The 25,197-nt window shown below is 67.8% G+C and carries 21 protein-coding genes; 5 read left to right on the forward strand and 16 right to left on the reverse strand.

From position 1 onward, the window contains the following. The first annotated feature begins 36 nt into the window (after positions 1-36). The gene (locus TS85_RS26405) at positions 37-321 is read left to right on the forward strand and encodes an SEC-C metal-binding domain-containing protein (RefSeq protein ID WP_227698792.1); all 285 of its coding nucleotides are present in this window, start codon (positions 37-39) and stop codon (positions 319-321) included. Here the strand turns inward: TS85_RS26405 and trxA are convergent. The 4 genes from trxA to TS85_RS08770 are packed head-to-tail and all read right to left on the reverse strand — an operon-like array spanning position 204 to position 7,185. Next, complete coding sequence (gene trxA, locus TS85_RS08755) at positions 204-524, reverse strand: thioredoxin (RefSeq protein WP_044331666.1); 321 nt, start codon at positions 522-524, stop codon at positions 204-206. The two genes, TS85_RS26405 and trxA, sit on opposite strands and share 118 nt — an antisense overlap. A 55-nt stretch (positions 525-579) precedes the next feature. Beyond that, positions 580-4,011, reverse strand: coding sequence for a double-strand break repair helicase AddA (gene addA / locus TS85_RS08760; protein WP_044331667.1), 3,432 nt, complete (start codon positions 4,009-4,011; stop codon positions 580-582). Continuing rightward, a complete protein-coding gene (gene addB, locus TS85_RS08765; protein ID WP_044331668.1) occupies positions 3,998-6,934 on the reverse strand; it encodes a double-strand break repair protein AddB in 2,937 nt (978 codons plus the stop codon). Before addB ends, addA begins: the two co-directional genes overlap by 14 nt. Beyond that, positions 6,925-7,185, reverse strand: a complete 261-nt coding sequence (locus TS85_RS08770) for a hypothetical protein (protein WP_044331669.1) — start codon at positions 7,183-7,185, stop codon at positions 6,925-6,927. The genes addB and TS85_RS08770 overlap by 10 nt, the downstream gene beginning before the upstream one ends. Before the next feature lie 293 nt (positions 7,186-7,478). Between TS85_RS08770 and TS85_RS08775 the strand changes: the two genes are divergently transcribed. Together TS85_RS08775 and TS85_RS08780 are read left to right on the forward strand one after the other, a co-directional pair. Beyond that, positions 7,479-8,864, forward strand: coding sequence for a hypothetical protein (locus TS85_RS08775; RefSeq protein WP_162184708.1), 1,386 nt, complete (start codon positions 7,479-7,481; stop codon positions 8,862-8,864). 9 nt (positions 8,865-8,873) lie between these two features. Then, entirely contained in the window at positions 8,874-10,052 is a 1,179-nt protein-coding gene (locus TS85_RS08780; protein ID WP_044331671.1) for a vWA domain-containing protein, read from the forward strand. A 23-nt stretch (positions 10,053-10,075) separates the two neighbouring features. Here TS85_RS08780 and TS85_RS08785 read toward each other — a convergent pair whose 3' ends face one another. After that, positions 10,076-10,369 (reverse strand): Hpt domain-containing protein, encoded by a 294-nt coding sequence (locus tag TS85_RS08785; protein WP_044331672.1) that lies wholly within the window; start codon positions 10,367-10,369, stop codon positions 10,076-10,078. Between the two features lie 89 nt (positions 10,370-10,458). Between TS85_RS08785 and TS85_RS08790 the strand changes: the two genes are divergently transcribed. Together TS85_RS08790 and TS85_RS08795 are read left to right on the forward strand one after the other, a co-directional pair. After that, positions 10,459-12,753, forward strand: coding sequence for a coiled-coil domain-containing protein (locus TS85_RS08790; RefSeq protein WP_044331673.1), 2,295 nt, complete (start codon positions 10,459-10,461; stop codon positions 12,751-12,753). A 123-nt stretch (positions 12,754-12,876) separates the two neighbouring features. Next, the gene (locus tag TS85_RS08795; RefSeq protein ID WP_044331674.1) at positions 12,877-13,659 is read left to right on the forward strand and encodes an SDR family oxidoreductase; all 783 of its coding nucleotides are present in this window, start codon (positions 12,877-12,879) and stop codon (positions 13,657-13,659) included. Positions 13,660-13,873: 214 nt separating this feature from the next. Here the strand turns inward: TS85_RS08795 and TS85_RS08800 are convergent, their stop codons facing one another. From TS85_RS08800 to nuoH, 11 genes are all read right to left on the reverse strand, one after another. Continuing rightward, a complete protein-coding gene (locus TS85_RS08800; RefSeq protein WP_044331675.1) occupies positions 13,874-14,134 on the reverse strand; it encodes a DUF1467 family protein in 261 nt (86 codons plus the stop codon). A 2-nt stretch (positions 14,135-14,136) separates the two neighbouring features. Continuing rightward, entirely contained in the window at positions 14,137-15,771 is a 1,635-nt protein-coding gene (locus TS85_RS08805; RefSeq protein WP_044331676.1) for a ribonuclease J, read from the reverse strand. Positions 15,772-15,886: 115 nt separating this feature from the next. Next, positions 15,887-16,684, reverse strand: a complete 798-nt coding sequence (locus TS85_RS08810) for a type III pantothenate kinase (RefSeq protein ID WP_044331677.1) — start codon at positions 16,682-16,684, stop codon at positions 15,887-15,889. Positions 16,685-16,695: 11 nt separating this feature from the next. Next, the gene (locus TS85_RS08815; RefSeq protein WP_155006348.1) at positions 16,696-17,394 is read right to left on the reverse strand and encodes a biotin--[acetyl-CoA-carboxylase] ligase; all 699 of its coding nucleotides are present in this window, start codon (positions 17,392-17,394) and stop codon (positions 16,696-16,698) included. A gap of 8 nt (positions 17,395-17,402) precedes the next feature. Then, the gene (nuoN, locus tag TS85_RS08820; RefSeq protein ID WP_044331679.1) at positions 17,403-18,848 is read right to left on the reverse strand and encodes an NADH-quinone oxidoreductase subunit NuoN; all 1,446 of its coding nucleotides are present in this window, start codon (positions 18,846-18,848) and stop codon (positions 17,403-17,405) included. Next, entirely contained in the window at positions 18,848-20,422 is a 1,575-nt protein-coding gene (locus TS85_RS08825) for an NADH-quinone oxidoreductase subunit M (protein WP_044331680.1), read from the reverse strand. Before TS85_RS08825 ends, nuoN begins: the two co-directional genes overlap by 1 nt. Before the next feature lie 7 nt (positions 20,423-20,429). Beyond that, positions 20,430-22,541 carry an NADH-quinone oxidoreductase subunit L gene (gene nuoL, locus TS85_RS08830; RefSeq protein ID WP_044331681.1) on the reverse strand — a complete coding sequence of 704 codons (2,112 nt, stop codon included), beginning with the start codon at positions 22,539-22,541 and terminating at the stop codon, positions 20,430-20,432. Then, the gene (nuoK, locus tag TS85_RS08835) at positions 22,541-22,846 is read right to left on the reverse strand and encodes an NADH-quinone oxidoreductase subunit NuoK (protein WP_044331682.1); all 306 of its coding nucleotides are present in this window, start codon (positions 22,844-22,846) and stop codon (positions 22,541-22,543) included. Before nuoK ends, nuoL begins: the two co-directional genes overlap by 1 nt. Further along, the gene (locus TS85_RS08840) at positions 22,843-23,454 is read right to left on the reverse strand and encodes an NADH-quinone oxidoreductase subunit J (RefSeq protein WP_044336083.1); all 612 of its coding nucleotides are present in this window, start codon (positions 23,452-23,454) and stop codon (positions 22,843-22,845) included. Before TS85_RS08840 ends, nuoK begins: the two co-directional genes overlap by 4 nt. A 132-nt stretch (positions 23,455-23,586) precedes the next feature. After that, complete coding sequence (gene nuoI, locus TS85_RS08845) at positions 23,587-24,072, reverse strand: NADH-quinone oxidoreductase subunit NuoI (RefSeq protein ID WP_044331683.1); 486 nt, start codon at positions 24,070-24,072, stop codon at positions 23,587-23,589. Then, complete coding sequence (nuoH, locus tag TS85_RS08850; protein WP_044331685.1) at positions 24,069-25,115, reverse strand: NADH-quinone oxidoreductase subunit NuoH; 1,047 nt, start codon at positions 25,113-25,115, stop codon at positions 24,069-24,071. The genes nuoI and nuoH overlap by 4 nt, the downstream gene beginning before the upstream one ends. Positions 25,116-25,197 lie beyond the last annotated feature (82 nt).

Here is a 25,197-nt window from a genome sequence, read left to right on the forward strand (position 1 = left end):
CGCGGCCTGCGCTTCGTGCATGGCGACGTGGAGCTGGTGGAAAAACTCGGTCGCAATGACCCGTGTCCGTGCGGGTCAGGAAAGAGCTTTCAAGCGCTGCTGCCTAAAATCCGGCCGGTTTCGACGGGCGGGAGCGGCATGACTATTGGCGCGAATAATGGACAAACCGGCCCGGACATGTTGCCCGGGCCGGTCAAACCGCATCAAAGCTCGCGTTCGATCCACTGCTTGATCGCGTTCTTCGGCATCGCGCCGACCTGGGTCGCCGCCTGCTGGCCGTTCTTGAACAGGATCATCGTCGGAATGCCGCGCACGCCATAGCGCGTCGGCGCATCGGGGTTCGCGTCAATGTCGAGCTTCACGATCTGGATCTTGTCGCCAAGCTCTTCGGCGATTTCTTCCAGCGCAGGCGCGATCATCCGGCACGGGCCGCACCATTCGGCCCAGAAGTCGACCAGAACGGGGGTGTTCGCCTGGAGGACGTCGGTTTCGAAGCTGGCATCGGTGGTCGCCTGGGTGGCCATGCAATTTCTCCTGAGAAGGTCTTGGGCTCTTATCTATGTGCGCAGCGCGCCCGGCTCAAGCGCGCAGGGCCAAGCTTTGCTCCGAAGGGGCCAAGCCGGGCTTGTGCGCCGCCAGCAGCGCCGGCGGCAGGATGTGGAGCACCGGCCCCGCGCTGTAGAGCAACGCTGCCTCCACCACCCGCCCCGGAAAGATCACCTCCAGCGCGGCGGCATAGGCCGCCATCTGGCGCAGATGATAGGCTGGGATCGCCTCGGGGCTCGCGGGGGCGCGGCGGCCGGTCTTGAAATCGACCACGCGCACCCGGTCCGCCTCGACCACCAGCCGGTCGACCGTTCCCGCCACCACCAGCCCGCCGACCACCGCTGCGATCGGTGCCTCGGCCAGCGACTCCGGCCCGAACAGCGCGGCGAAGCGCGCATCCTCGGTCACCGCCAGCGCCGCCGCGACCAGCGCGGCGCGCGCGCCCGCATCCGCCACGCCCGCCGATCCAGCGAGCCAGCGCTCCGCCGCCGCCGCGCGCTCCGCTGGCGCCACGGCGGGCAGCCGCTCGAACAGCCCGTGGAGCAGCCGCCCCCGCTCCGCCGCCGCGCGCATCGCCGGGTTGGGCGGCGGATCGGCGACGCTGTCGTCACCCAGCGACGACGGCGCGAGCGGACGCGGCGGGCGGGCCTCGAGCGGGGCGGGTCGGCGCGCCCAATCGGGCAGCGCGGCAACCGGCGCCGCCGCCTTCGCATCGCGCGCCTTCGCCGCGACCGGGGCCAGCATCATGCTGCCCCGAAACTCCCGCGCGCCTTCCTCCTGCGGCACGCCCAACGCATCGAGCGCCCGCGCGCAGGCGGCGTACCAGCTCTTCTCCGGCGGCACGCCCTTGGCCATCGGCCCCAGCGCACCCGCGACCACCAGCCGCTCCTCGGCGCGCGTGGCGGCGACGTAGAAGAGCCGCCAATGTTCCTGCAATTCGCGCGCGTCGACCGCCTCGACCACCGGATCGAGCGCCCCGCCCCGCTCGCTGGCGCGCGGGCGGAAGATCGGGAAGGCCGGGCCGTCATGCCCCGCGGGCGCCCAGAGCAGGAAATCGCGCGGGCTCCGCGTCGGGTCCACGGTCGCATCGGCAAGGATCACCAGCGGCGCCTGCAGCCCCTTCGCCCCATGCGCGGTCATCACCCGCACCGCGCCCTGCGGCTGCGCGGCGTCGCGCACGATCTCCACATCGCCGCGATCGAACCAGTCGAGAAAGCGCTGGAGCGACGGCGTCGCGACGCTTTCGAAATTGAGCGCGGCGTTGACCAGTTCCTCGATCGGGTCGCGCGCCTCTTCGCCCAGCCGGTGGAGCAGCTTGCGCCGCCCCTGCATCGGCCCCGACAGGATTTCCTCGAGGAAACGATGCGGCGTCGCGACATCCGCCCGGCGGAGCAGCTCGTACAGTGGCGCCAGCCGTTCCTCAGGCTGGGTCGCGCGCAGATGCCGCCACAACCCGCCGCGATCGCGCACCGCCGCCGCCATCAATTCGTCCTGGCTCCACCCGATCAGCGGCGATACCAGCAGCGACGCGAGCGACAGATCATCCTCGGGTTGCAACGCAAAGCGCATCGCCGCCAGCAGATCCTGCACCGCCAGCGGCGCGTTGAGCCGCAGCCGGTCGACCCCCGCCACCGGCACCCCCTCGGCATAGAGCCGCGCGACGATCAGCGAGGCCAGTTCGCCGCGCCGCTTGACGAGGATCATCACATCCTCGGGCGCGAGCGGGCGGCCCTTGCTCTCGAGCATCAGCCCCTGGTCGAGCCAGCCACGGATCGCGCGGGCAATGTCGCCCGCCAGCTTCCGCGTGGCGTCGCCGACCCATTCCTCTTCCTCGGCCTCGCTCCCGCCCTCGACCGTGACCGGCCACAGCGTGACGCTCCCCGGTCCCGGCACTTCGCTGGCGTGCGGCTCGAGGTCGGTCAGCGCGCCCATGCCGGGATCGGGCAGCGCCCCCAGCGCGGCGTCGACGAATTCGAGCACGGGCCGAGTCGAGCGGAAACTATGCGTGAGCGACAGCGGCTCCAGTTCGCCCATCTCGACATCGAACTCGGGCCGGATGCGCGACTTGGCGAGGAACCGCTCGAACGCCGCGCGGAAATAGATCGGGTCGGTGCCCTGGAAGCCGAAGATCGCCTGTTTGTAATCGCCCACGGTGAACAGCGTGCGGACCCGGTCGCCGCGTGCGCCCTGCCCGGCGAAGAATTCGTCGGCGATGGCGCTGACGATCGCCCATTGCTGGGGGTTGGTATCCTGCGCCTCGTCGATCAGGACATGCTCGGTCACCTGGTCGAGCTTGAAGCGCACCCATTCGCCCATGCCGGGCTGGCCGAGCAATTCGACGGTGCGGCGAATCAGGTCGTTGAAATCGACGGCGCCCACCCGCCTCTTGGCCTGGGCATAGGTCCGCGCATAGGTCCGCCCCGCCTCCAGCCCACGCGCCAGCAGGTCCGCGAACGCCGCCTGCACGCGCAGATTGACCAGCGCGGCGCAGTGCCCGTGGAGCCGCATCGCCAGCTCGGCATAATCGGGGTCCTTCGGCGCCTGCCCCTTGCCGAACGAGCGGGGTTCGCCCTTGGCGGTGGACCATACGCTGTGCAGTTCGCCCAGACGAAGCGCACGCTTCGCGGGCGACAGCGTCAGCCACATCGCGATTTCCTCGGCGCGCGCCAGCCCCGATTTGGTCCCCCAATCGGCGTTCATCCGCGCAATCTGTCGCAGCGTTGCGATGTCAAACGCATCGTCGCAGCACGCCGCCTCGACGGCCTCGCCAATGTCGCCGCTGGGCAGCCCCATTTCGCGGCGCAGGAACGGCTGGATGCCGATCGGCAGCGCATCCATCGCCTCCGCCGCGTGCGCGCAGGCCTTCAGGAACGCCTCCGCCTTGCCCTCGCCCAGCCTCAGGCTCAGCGCGCCGACCGCATCGATCAGCCCGCTGCGCCCCTCGCGCTCGGCATCGACCAGCATCTCGGCCAGCGCCTCGCGCGCCAGCACCGCCTCTTCGCGCTGGTCGAGCGGGCGGAAGCCGGGCACCAGCCCCGCCTCGACCGGGAAGGCGGCGAGCAGCGACTGGCAGAAGCTGTGGATCGTCTGGATACGGATGCCGCCGCCGGGCGCGTCGAGCACCTTGGCGAACAAGGTCCGCGCCCGCGACCGGCCCTCGGGCGAAATGCTTTCCCCCAGCGCGGTGAGGTCGGCGACCAGTTCGGCGTCGCTCGCACGCACCCAGCGCGCCAGCCGCCCGGTAATCCGCTCGGACATTTCCGCCGCGCCCGCCTTGGTAAAGGTCAGGCACAGGATCGCGCCGGGATCGGTCCCCGCGAGCAACAGCCGCCATACCCGCGCGGCCAGCACCTGCGTCTTGCCCGTCCCCGCCGATGCGGAGAGCCAGACATGGCGCGTGGGATCGCTGGCGCGCTTCTGGTTGCCCTTCAGCGCATGGAGCGCGCGGACTTCAGTCACGGCCATACCATTCGTCGCGGCGCATCAGCTGGTCATACTCGGCATAGGGCGCATAATCGGGGTGGAGCTTGGCGGTGAAGGGTTCGTCCCCCGTCAGCCACATCCGCGCCGCACCCTCGAACTGCGCGACCGCCGCATCGACGAAATCGTCGGCGGGCAGGTAATCGCGCCGCCGCGTGTCGCACGGACTCTCGACATAGCCAAATCCGCCGCGCGGGTTGCGCGACAGCGACCAATATTCGAACGCGCTCGCCCGCCCTTCGACCCCCTCGAACCCGCCGCGCTCGGCGATCAGCCCGAGCAGCCCGAGCTGGAGGCTGAACCCCTCGCGCACCGCTGCCAGGCTCGGCGGCTTGCCGGTCTTGTAGTCGACGATCGCCAGGCTGCCGTCCGCCAGCCGGTCGATACGGTCGAACGTCCCGCTCAGCTCGACCCCTGCAAACGGGATCACCCCGCGCGTCTCGACCGCAATAACCTTGCGCGAAGGATCGGCGGCGATCTGCGCGGCGATCCAGTCGATCGCCTCCATCAATCGCGGCTGCCACAGCGCGCGCATCATCGGGTGGGTGGGCTCATCGACCAGCATCGCCTCGGCACGGGCACGCAGCTTTTCGGGCGCGCAGCCGTCCAGCTCGAACCAGCGCTGGAGCACCGCATGGACCGCCGTCCCGCGCCACGCCGCGCTGGGATCGGCGTCCACGGGGTCGAGCGGCATCAGCCGCAGCATCCGGCGGGCGTAAAAGGCGTAAGGATCGGCCTTGAGCCGGTCGACCTCTGTCACCGACAGCGCCTTGGGCCGCGCCGCCACCGGGGGCGCGGGCGCGGGGCGCGGGGCAGGTTCAGCGACGCCGCCATCGTCGATCGCGCGCAGCCATGCGGCCAGTTCGCCCGCGCGCTCCAGCCCCCCCGACAATGCCTCCAGCCGCAGCCAGAAGCGCGAGGCAATCGTCGGCGCGCTCGCGTCGCGTCGGGCGCGGGTCAGCAGCACCTGCTTCGCACCCAGCGCACTCGCCAGATCATGCGCCGAAAGCCCGATCCGCCGCTCCAGCCCCGGCAGCCCCAGTTCGGCGCGGATGCGCGGCGCGAGCCACGGATCGGGCGCGGGCAGCCCCGGCCATACGCCTTCGTTGAGCCCGCCCAGGATCATCAGGTCGGCGGTCTGCAACCGCGCCTCGAGCAGCCCCAATATCGCCAGCCGGGGGTGCCCCCCCTGTGGCGGGCGCACCGCCGTCTCGGCCATCAGCGTGCGCAGCAGCGGCGCCAGCGCCTCGGGCTCGGCCAGCGCCGGGCCATGCACCGCCTCGCGCTCCAGCGCGTCGAGCAGGTCCGCCGCCGCGCGGCCATCGGCCCGGCTCCACAGCGCATCGCCGCCCAATGCCTGCGCCGCCTCGCGCAGCGCCGCCACCAGCGCGGGCAGCGGTGCGGGCCCACCCGCGAACAGCGCCTCCAGCGGCGCCAGCAGCGCGCGCGCGGTCGGCCACCAGCGCTCGGCGGCGGCGCGCAAATGCCCCTCGCGCCCGTCCTGCTCGGCCAGATGACGGTCGACTCCGGCCAACCCCGGCGCGGGGCGCGGCCCACGCAGCGCGCGGTCGAGCGTGCGCGCACCCTCCAGCCACGCGAGCCGAGCGTCGGGCATCACCAGCGGATGCTTGAGCAACGTCAGCAGCGGCAGCGGCGCAAAGCCCTGCGCGGCGGCATCGGCGATGGCGAGCAGCAGCGTGCCCGGCGGCAGCATCGATAGCGGCTGCCCCGCCGAATCGTCGATCACCAGCCCCCAGCGCGCGCAATGCGCCGCCACCCGCCGCGCGAGCACGCGGTCTGGAGTCACCAGCGCCGCAGTCCGCCCCGGCGTCTCCAGCGCCTCGCGCAGCGCCAGCGCAATCGCCTGCGCCTCCTCCGCCGGGGTCGCGACTTCGAGCGCGCGCACCCCGTCCAGCCGCCGCTCGGCGGCGGGCAGCGCGGTCCAGCCATGCGTCAGCTCGGGCGGCGCCATCGCGGAGGCAATCGCCTTGCTGCGCGCAGGCGGGGCGTCATGGTCGCTGGCGACGCGCCACGGGTCGAACTCGCTGCGGTGGACGCCCATCCGCTCCAGCAGCAGCTTGAGGTGGAATTGCGGATGGCTCTCGATATTGCGCCGCCGCCGACCGCTGACCGGATCGGGGGCGTGCGGGCCGAGCAAATCCCATTCGGCATCGCTGATCGCGGTCGACAGCCCGGGGAGCACGACCATCCCCTGCGGCAGCTCCGCCACCGCGCGCAGCAGCCGCGCAATCGCGGGCGCCGATCCGGTGACCCCCGCCGCGCAGACGAACCCGCCAGGTGGGGTGGCGCGCCAGCGTCGCTCGAGCCGGTCGATCAGGCGGATACGCCGCTCGACCATGTCGATCCGCCCCAGCCGCTCCAGCTCGGCGGGCCATGCGTCGAGCACCGCATCGAACAGCGCCAGCGACCGCTCCCAATGCGCGGATAATTCTTGTGCAATTTCAATGGTATGAAGGGTGTGCGGGGCAACCTCCTCGACCAGCAACTGGTCGAACGTCGTCGCCAGTTCGCCCGCCAGCCGCACCGCCTCCGCCGCATCCACCGGCGCCCCCGCCGCCTGGATCAGCCGCGCGAGGATCATCCGTCGCTGGAGCGGATCGATCGCGGGCGGCACCGGCGCCTCGCTCGCGGCATCGAACACCGCCTCGTCCAATTCGGGATCGCCCACCGCGACCAGCCGGGGCAGTAACAGCCCGCCGCCGCTGGCCCGCACGAACGCCTCCTGAATCGCCCGCTTGGCGCGATTATTGGGCACCAGCACCAACCCGCGCGCCAGCTTCAGCGGATCGCCCCCGAACCGCCGGATCAACCCGATCGCCAGCGCGTCGGCAAAGGCGCGATGCGGGGGGATGGTGTAGAGGTGGAGCGACCTGGGCACTATCGACATGCCCTGGCGAGCAGGCGTTCATAGTCCTGCACCGCCACTGCCAGTTCTCCGCGACGGCGGCGTAGGGCAGAAGCCAGGAACTCGTTCCGCAGCAGCAAAAGTGCGGCCAGGGCTCCAAGGATCAGGGACTGGCGCGCGCGATCTCCACTGTCACTGGTCGTGATCATGAAGCAGCCGATGAAGAACAGGGTCGCCGTCACCCGGGTGGTCCAAATCTCGAGCGAGAGGTTTCTCCAACTGTCGGGAGCCATTGGCTTTCCGCTCCGGGGATCGTGGGTATGGGGCGGGGGGAGGCCGAACACGTGACGAGCTTGCCACACTAGCGACGCGGCAAGCAACCGCCCCTGGCACCTCGGTCAGCATCGGGCGGGGCATTTAGCCGGCCTCGACTCTCTCTGCGTTTGGGAGAAGGCGTTGGGTAAGCGGCATCGTAAATAATCCTCACCCGCCAGGGAGGGGGGAAACCCATCGCCCGGCGGGCGCTTCCGCCCCCTTGTGCCCACATCGCCCGCGCGGCATCACGCCCGCGATGATGGGGGAAATCATGGAGCGTCGCCGCTGGTGGCTGTGGCTCGGCGTGATCGCCGCGGTCGGGTTCGGGTTGCGGCTGGCGGGGGCGCTGGGCGGGCTGTGGCTGGACGAGGCCGCATCGGCGATCCAGGCGCGCGACGCCGGGACCGCAATGGGCGTGTTCCTTCAGATCAACCACGACAATAACCATCACCTGAACTCGCTCTGGATGCAGGCAGTCGGCTTTGGCGCTGCCCCGCCGCTCGCGCGTGCGCTCTCGATCGCCACCGGTACCGCGATGATCCTCGTCGCCGGAGTGCTTGGCGCCCGGCGCGCGCCGCTGCTGGGCCTGATCACTGCGATTGCCTTCGCCCTCTCGCCGATCCTCGTCACGCTGGGCAGCGAGGCGCGCGGCTATGCGCCGATGGCGTTCGCAATGCTGGTCGCGATCCTCCTTACCGATCGCTGGCTTGCAGGCGATGCCGAACGCAGCCCCGCGACGGCGCTGGCGCTGTGCTTCTTCCTCGGCGCCTTCTCGCAACTCATCATGGTCTTCGGCTTCTGCGCGCTGGCGGGTTGGGTGTTCCTGGCACTTTGGCAACGCAAGGGACTGCGCGGCGCGCTCGCGGGATCGGCAAAGCTGCTCGCGCCCAGCGTCGTCGCCCTCCTGCTGGTCGCCGCGATTATCTGGGGCGCGGCGATGGGCACCCCCAGGGGGTTTACCTTCGGCGCCTGGTCCCCCTTCACCTGGACCCAGTATCTGCAAGGGTTGTCGGACATGGCGGGCTACACGCTCGGCGTTCCGGCTCTCGGAATCGCCTGGCTCGCCATCGTCCCGGCGCTGGTGATCGTGGCGCGGTGCATGGGTGCCTCGCGCTTTTGGTTCTCGGCGCTCGCGATCCTCGCCTTCCCCGCCGCGATCGCGCTGCTCCATCCGGGCAATGTCGTCTTTGCCCGCTATTATCTGCTCGTATCGCTGGCGCTGCTGCTGCTCGTACCCGAAATCGCGTGGATCGGGCTCATCGCGGGCGGATGGAAGCGCTGGGCGGCGGCATCTGGGCTGGCGGCCTTCGCCGTCGGCAGCCTCGCGTGCGACATCGACCTGATCCGCAACCAGCGCGGCGATCCCGGCGCGGCGATCCGCGCGCTGCAGGCGCGGGCACCCGCAGGCGCACGGGTGTTCATCGAACGCGAACAGGGGTTGCCGATCCTCGTCTATGCGGCGGCGGCGGCGCGGTTCCCGCTGGCCATCGCCAAGGCGGACTGCCCCGCGCCGCGCTTCCTGTTCATCGATCGCTTCGAGGGCCAAGACTTTCCCGCGACCCCCGTGCGCTGCGGCAGCCGCTATGTCCCGATCGCCCAGGCCCGCGCACGCGGCCTCTCCGGCAGCCACTGGACGCTGTATGAGGTACGGCCCTAGACTGGCGCGATGTTCCTGTCCTTCATCGACGCGCTTCGCGCCGCCGGCATCCCCGCCAGCCTGAAGGAGCATCTCGTCCTGCTCGAAGCGCTCGACCGCGACGTGATCGAGCGCACGCCCGAGGCATTCTACTACCTCGCCCGCGCGACCTTCGTGAAGGACGAAGGGCTGCTCGACCGCTTCGACCAGGTGTTCGCCAAGGTATTTCGCGGCGTCGCGACCAGCTATGGCACCGCCCCCGCCGACATCCCCGAGGACTGGCTGAAGGCGGTGGCAGAGAAATTCCTGACCCCCGAGGAAATGGCGCGGATCGAATCGCTGGGGTCGTGGGATGAGATCATGGCGACTCTCAAGCAGCGGCTGGAGGAGCAGCACGCCCGGCATGAGGGCGGCAGCAAATGGATCGGCACCGGCGGCACCTCCCCCTTCGGCAATGGCGGCTATAACCCTGAGGGCGTCCGGATCGGCGGCGAAGGCAAGCACGGCCGCGCGCTGAAAGTGTGGGAAGGCCGCGAGTTCCGCAACCTCGACAACAGCCGCGAACTCGGCACCCGCAACATCAAGGTCGCGCTACGCCGCCTGCGCCGCTTCGCGCGCGAAGGCGCGGCGGACGAGCTCGACATCGACGCCACGATCGCCGGCACCGCGCGCCAGGGCTGGCTCGACGTCCAGATGCGTCCCGAGCGCCACAACGCCGTCAAGCTGCTGCTCTTCCTCGACGTTGGCGGGTCGATGGACCCCTTCGTCAAGCTGTGCGAGGAGCTGTTCTCCGCGGCGACGGCAGAGTTCAAGAACCTGGAGTTCTTCTACTTCCACAACTGCGTCTACGAAGGCGTGTGGAAGGATAATCGCCGGCGCCATGCCGAACTCACCCCGACCTGGGACATCCTCCACAAATATGGCCATGACTATAAGCTGATCTTCGTCGGCGATGCGTCGATGAGCGCCTATGAGATCAGCCACCCCGGCGGATCGGTCGAGCATTTCAACGACGAGCCCGGCGCGGCGTGGATGCAGCGGCTGGTGAACACCTATCCCGCCGCCGTCTGGCTCAACGTGCTGCCCGAGGCGCATTGGAGCTATACCCAGTCGGTCCGGCTGATCCGCGAACTGATGCAGGACCGGATGTACCCGCTGACGCTGGCCGGGCTGGACGCGGCGATGCGCGAGCTTAGCCGGAAGCGTTAATTGTCGGCCAGCAGGACCGGCGCTTACAGCCTCTCGAAAGCGCGGTGCAATCGTCGCAAGACGGCGCTGTCATGCGGCTGCCCGGTCGCCGCCTCCGACGCCGCCGACATCAGCCGGATCGCGCCGAAGCTCGCCGCGAGGCCTTTCAGCCGAAGCGCGGACGTCGTCCAGGCATCGGCGTTGTCCGCAGACTTCATCGTTTCGAGACAGCGCCGCACGCCGTCCAGAAACGCCTCGCGCAACTCCGCGATCAGCGCAGGCTCGTCGCCGACTGCCGCGGCCAGTGTCGCATCGATAGCACCGGGATCATAAGCCATGCGACTCGGATAGCCGATTAGCCTTAATCCTTCGTTTCCATCGAGCGCCCCCCTGTTGGTGCGGCTGCAAACTGTGGTAAATGCATCCCATGATTGGGGGACAACCGGCGATATCCATTCGCGAAGCCACGCACGACGACGTGCCGCAGCTCCTTTCGGAGGCGGAAGCCTTTGGCGGCGCAGAGCCGTTGGATTTCACCTTCGACGAAGCGGAAGCGACTGCGGGCACGCTGCGCTGGATATTCCCGGCCCTCGCGTTGCTGGTCGCGATCGCGTGCATCGGCGGGATGCTCGCACTGGCCTGGCCCTCGCTCCAGGCGGGGCTTCCCCCCGTGGCGACGGTGCAACTGATCGGCGCGCTCTGCGTCCCGCCTGCGCTGATCGCGCTGCTCTACCTGATCGCGCTCCGAACCAGCCGCGCCGAAGCCCGCCGCTTCGGCGCCAGCGCCCGCGCGATGCGCGAAGAGGCGGCGATGCTCGAGCGCGTCGTCGGCACGCTGGCGCGCCGCATCGACGCAAACCGCGCGGCGCTGTCCGAACAGACCAACATCCTGATCGCAATGGGCGATCGTGCTGCCGAGCGGATCGAGGCGGTAACGCACAGCATCAGCGCGCAGTCGCGGGCCATCGACGCAAGCACCCGGGCGCTGGGCGACGCCACGACCGACGCCGAACGCCGCGTGGACGTCGTGCTGTCGTCGCTGCCCAAAGCGCAGGACGAGATGCGCGGGCTGGCCGAGCGCGTCGATACCGCCGGGCTGCTCGCCAGCCAGCACGCCTCGGCGCTCGACGCGCAATTGACGGCGCTGGCCGAGCGCGGGCGCGAGGCCGATGCAGTCGCTGGCGGCGCTGCCGAGCGGCTGGCCGCGCACATCGCGCGCATGGAAGCGACCAGCGAGACCGCGAGCGCGCGGCTGGAGCGCGTGACCGAGCAAATGTCCGCCGAGGTGGATATCGTGCTGGATCGCGCCGCCCATGCCGTCGACGAGGCGCGGCGGGGCATCGCCGCGCAGGGCGAGGCGATCCTGGCGATGCTCGGCGCCAACCAGGCCGCGCTCGATCGCGCGGGGCGCGACACCGCCGATGCGCTGGCCGAGCGGCTGCGCACGATCGAGGACGCGATCGGTCGCGTCGGCACCCGCCTCGCCGAGGAGCAGGGCCGCGGCGATACGCTGTTCGCCGGTCTGTCCTCGGGCGTCGACCGCCTCGACCGCGAGCTTCAGGCGCTCCACACTGCGGGCACGGGCCGCACCCGGGACCTTGCCGCCTCGATCAGCGCGCTCCACGGCTCGGTCGACGCCATGTCCGAAGCGATGGTGACGGGCGACACCCTGGCGCGGCAGGTGATCGGCACCGCCGACCATCTGCTGACCGCGCTCGACGCATCGGCGCGCGAGATCGACGAAACCCTGCCCGAGGCGCTGGCCCGGCTCGACGACCGGATCGCGGCGAGCCGCAAGGTGGTGGCGGGCGCCAAGCCCGAACTGCTCGCGCTCGTCACCGCCGCCGAGAGCACGCATGACGCGATCGAGGCGATTGCCGATGTCGTCGCCCAGCAACGCGATACCCTCGCCAAGACCCAGGCTTCGCTGCTCGATACGCTCGCGACCGGCGGCGAGCAGGCCGAGATGCTGGGCCAGATCGTCGACGAGACGATCGCGACGACGCGCAGCTTCGCCGACACTGCGGCACCGCAACTGGCGGAGGCGCTGCTCCGCGTGCGCGAGACCGCAACCGCCGCCGCCGAACATAGCCGACAGGCGTTGGTGGGCATCGTCCCCGGCGTCGCGCGCGCATTGGAAGAGGCGAGCGGGACCGCGCTCCAGCGCGCGATCGACAATTCGATCCGCCGCCAGCTCACCGAACTGGCCGACACGACCGAGGCAGCCGTCCACGCCGCCGCGCGCGCCTCCGAAAAGCTGGCCCAGCAGATGCGGTCGCTCGCCGAATCGACCGCGCAGGTCGAGGCGCAGATCGCAGCGGGGCGCGCCGAACGCGAAGCCGCCGACAGCGACCAGTTCGCGCGGCGCGTATCGCTGTTGATCGAAGCGATGAACTCGGCGTCGATCGACATCGCCAAGGCATTCTCGGTCGACGTCACCGACAGCGCCTGGTCGGCCTATCTCAAGGGCGATCGCGGCGTCTTCACCCGCCGCGCGGTGCGCCTGCTTGACCCCGGCGACACGCGCGAGATCGTCCGGCTATATGACGAGGACAGCGATTTCCGCGACAACGTCAATCGCTACATCCACGATTTCGAAGCGATGCTGCGCCAGATACTGACGCTGCGCGACGGCTCGCCGCTCGGCGTCACGTTGCTGTCGTCCGACATGGGCAAGCTCTATGTCGCGCTGGCCCAGGCGATCGAGCGGCTGCGGGGATAGGTCACGGCAGGGCCGTATCGCAGAAGAAGGAGTCTTTCGACGATGATCCAGCGGCACCGCTGAGGCGGAATCGGTAAACGCAGCCAACGGGTCGCGCCCCCGCACATCCTCTGAAAGACCAACATGCAAAGACTACAAGACAAGACCTGCGTCGTCACCGGCGCAGCGCGCGGCATCGGCCACGCCATCGCCGCCCGCTTCCATGCCGAAGGCGCGGAGGTGATCCTCACCGATAGGGACCAAGAAACCGGACACGCTGCCGCCGCGGCGATCGGCTGCTGCTTCGTCGCGCTCGACGTTGCCGAGGAACGCGACTGGGAGCAACTCGCCCGCCTCGTCCCCACTGCCGACGTCGTGGTGAACAATGCCGGGATCACCGGCTTCGAGGACGGCCCGGTGCCGCACGATCCCGAACATGCCTCGCTCGAACAGTGGCGCGCGGTGCATCGCGTCAACCTGGATGGCACCTTCCTGGGCTGCCGCTATGCGATCGGCGCGATGAAGGCCCGGCGGGCGGGCTCGATCATCAACATCTCGTCGCGCTCGGGGCTCGTCGGGATACCGATGGCCGCAGCCTATGCCGCGTCGAAGGCGGCGGTGCGCAACCACAGCAAGAGCGTCGCGCTCTATTGCGCGCAGCAGCGATGGCAGATTCGCTGCAACTCGATCCACCCCGCCGCGATCCTGACGCCGATGTGGGAGCCGATGCTGGGCACCGGGCCGGACCGCGAAGCGCGCATGGCGGCGCTGGTGGCCGATACGCCCTTGCGCCGCTTCGGACTGCCCGAAGAGGTGGCCGCGGTCGCCGCAATGCTGGCTGCGGACGAGTCCGCCTATGTCACCGGCGCCGAATTCACCATCGATGGCGGCCTGCTGGCGGGGTCGAGCGCGACGCCCGGCGGGTGAGGCAACGCCCTGGGCTGCGCGGAAGCGGAACCGCATATGGCGTTGGGCAACCCATAGACGCCGTCATCCCAGCGAAGGCTGGGATCCATTCAGCCGCTCCGCTCCTTGAAAAAGCGCAGACGGAGCCCCGAATGGATCCTGACTTTCGTCAGGATGACAATCTGTTCTCCCTATGCGATTGCCCCGCCCCTACGCGGCGAGGCGCACCCTATCCTCAATGCACCCAGTCGAGCATGTCCGCCGTCACCCAGCCAAACACATAATTGCAGTAGAAGATCAGGAACAGCACCGTCGCGACGATCGTGGTGCGCAGAAAAATCTTGCGCGCATTGAAACTGACCGGCGCGCTTTCGGCCTGGCCGGGGACCAGATCGGCCCCCGCTTCCTGCGCGGTGCGAACGCCGAACGGCAGCACCAGGAACACCGAAAACGCCCAGAACAGGATATAGATCGCCAGGATCGACTGCCACCGCACGCTTACACCTCCACGATCAGCACATCGACCACCGGCTTCTTGCCCGTATAGCGCGTGGCGACCCGGCGCACCGCGAGCCGCAACGTCTCGCGCAGCTTCTCGATGCTCTTGCCGTCCTTCGCCACGGCTTCTGCGGCAGCGCGCGCGGCTTCTTCGAGAAAGACTTCGCGATCCTCCTCGACCGGCACGCCCTGCACCCGCACCTGCGGCCGCCCGGCCAGCTTGCCGTTCCGAACCGCCACTGCGACCGAAAGCTGGCCATACAGCGCCAGCTTGCGCCGCTCGTTGATCGTCGAACCGTCGGCGGGCAGGATCACGTCGCCATCGAGGACAAGCCGGCCCACGGTCGCGTCGCCCAGCTTTTTGGGCTTGCCGGGGGCGAGGCGATAGATTTCGCCGTTCACCTGCGTAATCGCCTGCGGCACGCCCTGCGACAGCGCGAACCGCGCCTGTTCGTGCATGTGACGGATCTCGCCATGCACCGGCAGGATGATCTCGGGCCGGATCCATTTGTACATCTCGGCCAGCTCCGGGCGACCCGGATGCCCGGAGACATGGACGAACGCCTGGCGATCGGTGATCAGGATCACGCCCTTGTCGGCCAGCGTGTTCATGATCTTGCCGATCGCGATCTCGTTGCCGGGAATCTGGCGCGACGAGAAGACGACGGTATCGCCCTCATGCACCTTCAGGACATGGCTGCCCTCGGCAATGCGGTTCAGCGCGGCGCGCGGCTCGCCCTGCCCGCCCGTCGCGACGATCAGCACGCGCGACGGCGGCAGCCGCATCGCGGTGTCGAAATCGACCGTCTCGGGGAAATCGCGCAGATAGCCGGTCGCCTTGGCCACGCGGATGATCCGGTCGAGCGAGCGCCCGGCGACGCACAGCTCGCGCCCGGTATCGCGCGCGACGTCGCCCAGCGTCTGGAGCCGCGCCGCGTTCGACGCGAAGGTCGTGACCAGCACCCGCCCGGTGGCGGCGCCGATCACTTCGTCCAGCCCGACGCGCACGTCCGCCTCCGACCCCGAAGCCTCGGGATTGAACACGTTGGTCGAATCGCACACCAGCGCCAGCACGCCCTTGTCACCGATCGCGGTCAGTTCCGCCGCGGTCGATGCGCCGCCCAGCGACGGCGCCTCGTCCAGCTTCCAGTCGCCGGTGTGGAACACACGGCCATAGGGCGTGTCGATCACCAGCGCATTGCCCTCGGGAATCGAATGCGCGAGCGGGGCATAGGTGATCGTGAACGGCCCGATCTTGAACGGCCCTTCCTCGTCGACGACGTTCAGCGTGATGCGGTCGTCATTGCCCTCTTCCTCGAGCTTCCCCCGGATCAGCCCGGCGGTGAACGGCGTGGCATAGAGCGGCACGCCCAAATCGGCGGCGAGATAGGGCAGCGCGCCGATATGATCCTCATGCCCGTGCGTCAGCACGATGCCGAGCAGGTCGTCGAGCCGATCCTCGATGAACTGGAGGTCGGGCAGGATCACGTCGATGCCGGGATAGTTCGAGTCGCCGAAGGTGATCCCGCAATCGACCATCAGCCATTTGCCCTGGGTGCCATAGAGATTGACGTTCATGCCGATCTCGCCCGAGCCGCCAAGCGCGAGGAAAAGAAGTTCTTTTGCCGGAGTCACTGCATTCCAATCTTTGTTTCGCTTCCCCGTTCGAGCGGGGTCTCATCGCATCGCCGCCGCACGGATTGCGGGTAGGCGGTCAGTCCCCACTCGGGGGGTAATCTCGTGGTGGGCGTCAATTGCCGATTTGGGTCCGTTCCCACAGCATCGCCAACCCCTGAATCGTCAAGTCCGGTTCGATCACATCGAACGTATCGGTATGCTTCTCGAACAACACCGCAAGCCCGCCGGTCGCGATCACTTTCGATGGCCGTCCCACTTCGGCCTTCATCCGCGCGACCAATCCCTCGATCATCGCGACATAGCCCCAATAGATGCCGATATGCATCTGGTCGACGGTGTTGCGCCCGATGACGCTGGTACTGTCCGGCGCGGTGATCGCGATGCGCGGAAGCTTCGCCGCCGCGGTGACCAGCGCATCGAGCGACAAATTGATCCCCGGCGCGATGATCCCGCCCTTATAGGCGCCGCGATAATCGATCACGTCGAACGTCGCGGCGGTGCCGAAATCGACGATGATCAGGTCACCGGGATGCCGCGCATGCCCGGCGATCGCATTGAGCGCGCGGTCCGCGCCCAGATTGCCCGGCTCCTCGACATCGAGCGCAAAGCCCCATTCGGCGCCCTCCTGCCCCGCGATCACCGCCTCGGTACCGAAATATTTGCTGCTCAGCACCTGGAGGTTGTGCAGCGCGCGCGGGACGACGGTCCCAACGATCACTGCGCTGACGTCCGATCTGGAAAACCCTTCCAACACAAGGAGTTGGTTGAGCCACACCGCATATTCGTCGGCCGTCCGGCGCGGATCGGTGGCGATGCGCCAGCGCGCACGGATCTTCCCCCCCGCGGCGCCGCCGGTCTCGACCAGCGCAAAGACGATATTGGTGTTGCCGGCATCGATCGCGAGCAGCATGTGCGGACCCTTCAGAGCAGGAACACGTCGGCCGCGTGAATGACACGCTGCGCGCCATCGGCCAAGCGCAGGATGAGCGCGCCGCTCGCGTCGAGCCCGTGGAAAAGCCCGTCAATGGCCTCGCCATCGGCCAACCGGGCAGTCAGCGCAGTGCCGCGCGGATGGGCGCGGGCGAGCCAGCGATCGCGGACCGGAGCGATCCCCTCACCCCGCCACCGCCCCAGCCAGCGGTCAAAGCATTCGGCCAGCGTCTGGGCAACGATCGCCACGTTCGGCGCCGGAGCATGCGCGCCGACGCTGGTCGCGGGGCGCTCGAGGGACTCGGGATGATGCGCCAGATTGACTCCGAACCCGATCACCACGGCATCGCCGCTGCGTTCGAGCAGGATGCCGGAGAGCTTGGCGCCCTCCACCAACAGGTCATTGGGCCATTTGATCGTCACGCCCGCGCCGGGCAGGAACACCGCCACCGCCTCCTCCAGCGCGACCGCCGCGACCAGCGCCAGCGTGGCGGCGGGCGGGTCGCTGGGCCGCAGCCGGACGAGGGTGCTGATGAACAGATTGCCCGGCGGCGAGACCCATTCGCGCCCCTGCCGCCCGCGCCCGCCGGTCTGGCGATCGGCCCGCAGCCACAGCCCCTCGCCCGCGCCGTTCAGCGCGAGCGCGGCCATGTCCGCGTTGGTCGACCCTGTCTCGGCAACTGTACGGATCGTCGGCGTCAGAACAGCGCCTTCGCCGCGAGCATCGCCCAGCCGCCCAGGAACGGGATCAGCAAATAGCCGAGCGGCGACACAAACACCGCCGCCGCCGCGATCAGCCCGCCCTCGACCGCATCGGTACGCCCTTCGAACGCCGCTGCCGGCTCGTCAAAGTACATGGTCTTGACGATCCGCAGGTAATAATAGGCGCCGATCGTCGATGCCGCGATACCGACGACGGCGAGCGGGAACAGCCCGGCCTCGACCGCCGCTTCGAACACCGCGAACTTGGCATAGAAGCCGAACAGCGGCGGGATGCCCGCGAGGCTGAACATGAACATCGCCAGCGCCAGCGCCAGCAACGGCCGCGTCCGCGACATGCCCGCCAGGCTCGCGATGCTCTCGACCGGCTGGCCATCGGCACCGCGCATCTGGAGCACCACCAGGAAGCTGCCGAGCGTCATCACGACATAGATCGCGAGGTAGACCAGCACGCCCGCCACGCCCTGCGCCGTGCCGGCGGCGAGGCCGACCAGCGCGAAGCCGACATTGTTGATCGACGAATAGGCGAGCAGCCGCTTGACGTTCGACTGGCCGATCGCCGCGACCGCACCGAGCAGGATCGACGCGAGCGCCGCGAAGATCACGATCTGGCGCCAGTCGTGGATCGCCGGGCCCATCGCCTCGACCGCGGCGCGCACCGCGAGCGCAAGCGCCGCAACCTTGGGCGCCGATGCGAAGAAGGTGGTCACCGGAGTCGGCGCGCCTTCGTACACGTCGGGCGTCCACATATGGAACGGCACCGCGCTGATCTTGAACGCGATCCCGGCGAACACGAACACCAGCCCGACGAGCAACCCGATCGAGCGCGGCCCCGCATAGGCCTCGGCAATGCCGCCGAACAGCGTCGTGCCGCTGAACCCGTAGACCAGGCTGATGCCGTACAGCAGGATGCCCGAGGCGAGCGCGCCGAGGACGAAATATTTGAGACCCGCCTCCGCCGAGCGCGTGTCGCGGCGCATGAAGCTGGCGAGGACATAGGCCGCGAGGCTCTGGAGCTCGAGCCCGACATAGAGCGACATCATGTCGCCCGCCGACACCATCATCCCCATGCCCGTCGCGGACAGAAGGATCAGCACCGGATATTCGGGCCGCAGATCATCGCCCGAAGTGCGCTGGAAGAAGCGCGGTGCAATCAGGATCGCCACTGCCGAGGCGCCGAAGATCAGCACCTTGGCGAATGCGGCAAACATATCCGCGCGGTACAGCCCGTCAAACGCGGTGCCCCCCGCCGATGCCGGCCCGGCCAGCGCGATTCCCGCGCCCAGCAGCACCGCGACCGCAGCCCAGCTCACCAGCTTGGTCGATGCCTGCCCGCCCCATGCGGAGACGAGCATCAGGACGATGGCTCCCGCTGCGAGCACCAGCTCGGGCAGCGCCATCAGCAATTGCGTCGAATAATCCATCAGTGCGCCCCCTCGTGCGCGACAGGCGCTTCCCCATGGCCTTCGCCGTGCGCGGGCGCAGCCGGGTGGCCCGGGGTCGGTTGTGAATCGCCGGTCGGTGCGGCGCGCTCAAGGCGCTCGACCAGCCGGACGACGTCGGACCGCATCGGTGCCATGAAGCTTTCCGGGTAAACCCCCATCCACAGCGTGACTGCGGCGATCGGCGCGAGCAGCCACAGCTCGCGCGCCGACAGATCCGGCATCGCGCGGACATCGTCCTTGGTCAGCTCGCCGAACACCACGCGACGGTACAGGTACAGCATATACGCGGCGCCGAGGATGATGCCCGTGGTGCCGATCAGCGCCGTGACCGTCGAAATCCGGTAGACGCCCGCCAGCCCCAGGAACTCACCGATGAAGTTGCTCGTGCCCGGCAGGCCGATCGACGCCATCGTGAAGAACAGGAACAGCAGCGCATAGCGCGGCATGTTGATCGCCAGTCCGCCGTAACGGTCGATCTCGCGGGTATGCAGGCGATCATAGATCACGCCGACGCAGAGGAACAGCGCGCCGGACACCAGGCCATGGCCCAGCATGACCATCATCGCGCCTTCGATACCCTGCTGGTTGAACGCGAACAGCGCCATCGTGACGATCGCCATATGCGCGACCGACGAATAGGCGATCAGCTTCTTCATATCGCTCTGCACCAGCGCGACGAGGCTGGTGTACACCACCGCGACGCAGGACAGCGCCATGATCAGCCACATGAACTGCGCCGACGCTTCCGGGAACATCGGCAGCGAGAAGCGCAGGAAGCCATAGCCGCCGAGCTTCAGCAGCACGCCCGCCAGAATGACCGAACCCGCGGTCGGCGCCTGCACGTGCGCATCGGGAAGCCAGGTGTGGAACGGCCACATCGGCATCTTGACCGCGAACGACGCGAAGAACGCCAGCCACAGCCAGGTCTGCACCTGCGGCGGGAAGTCGTGCGCCATCAGCACCGGGATGCTCGACGTGCCCGCATCGACCACCATGTACAGCATCGCGATGAGCATCACGAGGCTGCCCAGCAGCGTGTACAGGAAGAACTTATACGACGCGTAGATGCGGTTCACCCCGCCCCAGATCCCGATGATCAGGAACATCGGGATCAGCCCGGCTTCGAAGAACATGTAGAACAGGAACAAATCCTGTGCCGCGAAGGTGCCGATCATCAGCACTTCGGTCGCCAGGAACGCGGCCATATACTCCGGCACGCGCTTCTCGATCGCGCGCCAGCTGGCGCCGATGCAGATCGGCATCAGGAAGACCGAAAGCAGGATCAGCAACAGCGCAAACCCGTCGATGCCCAGCGCCCAGGCAAAGCTGACGCCGTCGGGCTTGCCGAAGAGCGGTGCGAACTCAGTGAACTGCCATTGCGGGGCGGCGGGGCCGGACTGGAACTTCGTCCAGAGCAGGATGCCCAGCGCAAAATCGACCAGCGTCGCCGCCAGCGCGATCCAGCGCGCGCCCTGCGCCTTGGCGAAGAGGCAGGCCACTGCGGCGATCGCGGGGACCGCCAGCATGATCGAAAGGATCGGGAAACCGTTCATCGCGCCATTACCTCGCAATGATCCAGGTGAGCGCGGCGGTGAGCCCGATCAGCATGATGAAGGCATAGGTGTATAGATACCCGGATTGGAGCTTGCCGGCAGCGACGCTGCCCAGCCGGACCACCGCTGCCGAGCCATTCGGCCCGAAGCGATCGATAAGCCTCTCGTCGCCCGCCTTCCAGAACAGTCGGCCGATCGCGAATGCCGGCTTGACGAACAGGAAGTTGTAGAGCTCGTCGAAATACCATTTGTTGAGCAGGAACACGTAGATGACGTGGAACTGCGCGGCGAACTTGGCCGGGAATTCCGGCGCCTTGATATAGGCCAGCCAACCGATCGCCAGCCCGCTGAGCATCGCGATCGTGGCGCTCAGCTTCACCCACACCGGCACTTCATGCATCGCGTGCATCAGATGCTCGTTGAAGGCGACCGCGCCATGCCAGTAATGCTCGCCCGCTTCCGGCTCGATGAACGCACCGTGGAAGACGAAGCCCGCGAAGATCGCGCCCAGCGTCAGCAGGACCAGCGGGATCAGCATCACGACCGGGCTTTCATGCGGGTGATAGCCCGCCGTGCCTTCATGGACATCGTCGTGCCCTGCAGTGTGCGACGAGGGCTCGTGCCCGGCATGTTCCTGCGCGGGTGCATTCTCTTCCGCATGGCCGTGGCCGTGGGTGTCGTGTGCGTCATGGCCATGGCCGTGCGCGTCGTGCACCGCGTGCTGGATATGCTCGGAGCCCGCCCAGCGCGGCTTGCCGTAGAAGGTCAGGAACACCAGCCGCCACGAATAGAAGCTCGTCAGCAGCGCGACGAACACCCCGACCCAGAACGCGCTCGGCACGCCCGCGGCCCAGCTCGCCTCGATGATCGCATCCTTCGAGTGGAAGCCCGCGAAACCGAATGCCGTGTTGCCGAAAATGCCGGGGATACCGACGCCGGTGATCGCCAGCGTACCCGCCATCATCGTCCAGAAGGTCACCGGGATACGCTTACGCAGGCCGCCATAATAGCGCATGTCCTGCTCATGGTGCATTGCATGGATCACCGAGCCCGCACCCAGGAACAGCAGCGCCTTGAAGAAGGCGTGCGTGAACAGGTGGAACATCGCCGCGCCATAGGCGCCGACGCCCGCCGCGAAGAACATATAGCCGAGCTGCGAACAGGTCGAATAGGCGATCACGCGCTTGATGTCGGTCTGCACGGTGCCGACCGTCGCCGCGAACAGACAGGTTGCCGCCCCGACAAAGGTGATGACGCCCAGCGCGACCTGGCTCGTTTCGAACATCGGCGACAGGCGGCACACCATGAACACGCCCGCCGTGACCATCGTCGCCGCATGGATCAGCGCGGAGACCGGGGTCGGCCCCTCCATCGCGTCGGGCAACCAGGTGTGGAGCCCGAGCTGCGCCGACTTGCCCATCGCGCCGACGAACAGCAGCAGGCACAGCACGGTCATCGTATCGAAGCGCGCGCCGAGGAAGCCGATCGTCGACCCTGCCATGTTCGGCGCCGCGGCCAGGATCTCGGGGATCGAGACCGTGCCGAATACCAGGAAGGTGCCGAAAATGCCGAGCATGAAGCCGAGATCGCCGACGCGGTTGACGACGAACGCCTTGATCGCCGCAGCATTGGCGCTCGGCTTGCGGAACCAGAAGCCGATCAGGAGGTACGAGGCGAGCCCCACGCCTTCCCAACCGAAGAACATCTGCACCAGATTGTCCGCGGTCACGAGCATCAGCATCGCGAAGGTGAACAGCGAGAGATAGGCGAAGAAGCGCGGCTGATCCGGCTCCTCGCTCATATAGCCCCAGCTATAGAGGTGGACGAGGAACGACACGCTGGTGACCACGACCAGCATCACCGCCGTCAGCGAATCGACCCGCAGCGCCCATTCGACGTGCAGGTCGCCGCTGGTCATCCAGTTGAGCACCGGCACCACGGTCGCCTCGGCGCCGCCGCTGAGATAGCTCAGGAAGATCGGCCAGGACAGCGCGCACGCAGCGAACAGCGCGCCCGTGGTCACGACCTTGGGCAGCGTGCTTCCGAACGACTTGTTCGCAAAGCCGGCGATCACCGCCGCGAGCAGCGGCAGGAATACGATGAGGAGAATGGACGACATCAGCCCTTCATCCGATTGACGTCGTCGACCGAGATCGTGCCGCGACCGCGGAAATAGATGACGAGGATCGCGAGTCCGATCGCACTCTCGCCGGCGGCTACCGTCAGCACGATCATCGCGAACACCTGGCCCACAAGGTCACCCAGCGCCGCCGAGAAGGCGACGAGGTTGAGGTTCACCGCGAGCAGGATCAGCTCGATCGCCATCAGGATGACGATCAGGTTCTTCCGGTTCATGAAGATGCCGAGCACCCCCAGCGTGAACAGGATCGCGGAGACGACGAGATAATGGGCGATGCCGATCACAGCTCGACCCCCTGCCCGACTGGCGGATTCATGTTGCGCGTCGCGTCCTTCGAACGGCGGTTGATCTGGCGGCTGATATTCTGCGGACGAACCCCGCTGCGTTCGCGGTGCGTCAGGACGATCGCGCCGATCATCGCGACCAACAGCACCAGTCCGGCGGCTTCGAACACGAACAGGTAGCGCGTGTAAAGCAGCTCCCCGACCGCCTCGATATTGGGCACGGCCGGGTCGACCGGCGCGATGCGGCGACCGAGCTGGAGCCCGCCCGCGCTGTAGGCGCCGACCGCGATGATGATTTCCGCCGCCAGCGCCACGGCCAGCGCCAGCCCGACGGCGGCATAGCGCATCACCCCGGCGCGCAGCTCGGCGAAGTCGATGTTGAGCATCATCACGACGAACAGGAACAGCACCGCGACGGCACCGACATAGACGATCACGAGCAGCATCGCGATGAACTCGGCGCCGACGATCACCATCAGCCCCGCCGCGTTGAAGAACGCGAGGATGAGCCAGAGCACCGAATGCACCGGATTACGCGAGAGGATCGTCAGCGCACCGGAGGCGAGGACGACGATCGCGAACAGATAAAAGGCGAGAAGCTGGATCATCACTTCCCCGTCACCCCGGCGCGAGCCGGAGCCTCAGGCGATGGAGCCGCGCGCTTGCGGCACGAGATCCCGGCGCGCGCCGGGATGGCGGAGTAGCTGTGAATCATCATGCGTCCCACTGTTGGCGCGCGCTTAACGGTACGGTGCATCGGCGGCAAGGTTCGCGGCGATTGCGCGTTCCCAGCGATCGCCGTTCGCGAGCAGCTTTTCCTTCTGGTAGATCAGCTCTTCGCGCGTTTCGGTCGAAAATTCGAAATTCGGCCCCTCGACGATCGCATCGACGGGGCACGCCTCCTGGCAAAGCCCGCAATAGATGCACTTGGTCATGTCGATGTCATAGCGCGTCGTACGGCGGCTGCCGTCCTCGCGCGGCTCGGCCTCGATCGTGATCGCCAGCGCCGGGCACACCGCTTCGCACAGCTTGCACGCGATGCAGCGCTCTTCGCCATTGGCATAGCGACGCAGCGCGTGCTCACCGCGGAAGCGGGGCGAGATCGGGTTCTTCTCATACGGGTAGTTGATCGTCGCCTTGGGCTTGAAGAAATACTGCAAGGTCAGCCAATGCGCCTTGAGGAATTCCCACAAGGTGTAGGAGCGGATGATCTGGGCGACGCTCATGCGGGAACTCCAACGCGGGTCAGCATCAGGAACCCGGAGACGAGGAAGACGAAGACCAGCGACAACGGCAGGAAAATCTTCCAGCCCAGCCGCATCAGCTGGTCATAGCGGTAGCGCGGGACCGTCGCCTTCACCCAGCTGAACAGGAAGAAGAAGAACAGGATCTTGGCGAACAGCCACAGGATGCCGGGGACCATGTACAGCGGCGCCCAGTCGAACGGCGGCAGATACCCGCCCCAGAACAAGGTGGCGTTGAGCGTGCACATCAGCAGGACGTTGGCATATTCGCCGAGCCAGTAGAGCGCGAAGGCCATCGACGAATATTCGGTCTGGTAGCCCGCGACCAGCTCGCTCTCGGCCTCGGTCAAGTCGAACGGGGCGCGCTGCGTTTCGGCGAGCGACGAGATGAAGAACACCACCGCCATCGGGAAGAGCAGCGGGTTGAAGCCATAGCCGTTGATGAAGCCGTAAAGCCCCTTTTGCCCCTCGACGATGCCGCCCAGATTGAAGGTGCCGGCCCACAGCACGACCGAGATCAGCACGAAGCCGATCGACACTTCATAACTCACCATCTGCGCCGCCGCGCGGATCGCCGAGTAGAACGGGTATTTCGAGTTCGACGCCCAGCCCGCCAGGATGATCCCGTACACGCCCAGCGACGATGCCGCGAGCACGTAGAGCAGCCCGACATTGATGTTCGCCAGCGTCACCCCCGCCTGGAACGGCACCACCGCCCATACGATCAGCGCCACCGTGAAGGTGATGATCGGCGCGAGCAGGAACAGCACCTTGTTCGCGCCAGAGGGAATGATCGTCTCTTGCAGGAAGACCTTCAGACCGTCGGCGAACGACTGGAGCAGCCCCAGCGGCCCGACCACGTTCGGCCCGCGCCGCAGCGCCATCGCCGCCCAGATCTTGCGGTCGGCATAGATGATCATCGCCACCGCGAGCATCAGCGGCAGCGCGATGACGAGGATGTCAATCAGCGTCGCGACGAACCACGCAAAGCCATAGGGCAGGAAACCAGTGAACCAGGAGGTCATGCGGCCATTCCCGTCATCCCGGCGAAAGCCGGGATCTCGCAATTGTTGAGCGTGCCCTCGCGGCACGAGATCCCGGCTTTCG

Source organism: Sphingomonas hengshuiensis, from assembly GCF_000935025.1.
Lineage (GTDB): Bacteria > Pseudomonadota > Alphaproteobacteria > Sphingomonadales > Sphingomonadaceae > Sphingomonas > Sphingomonas hengshuiensis.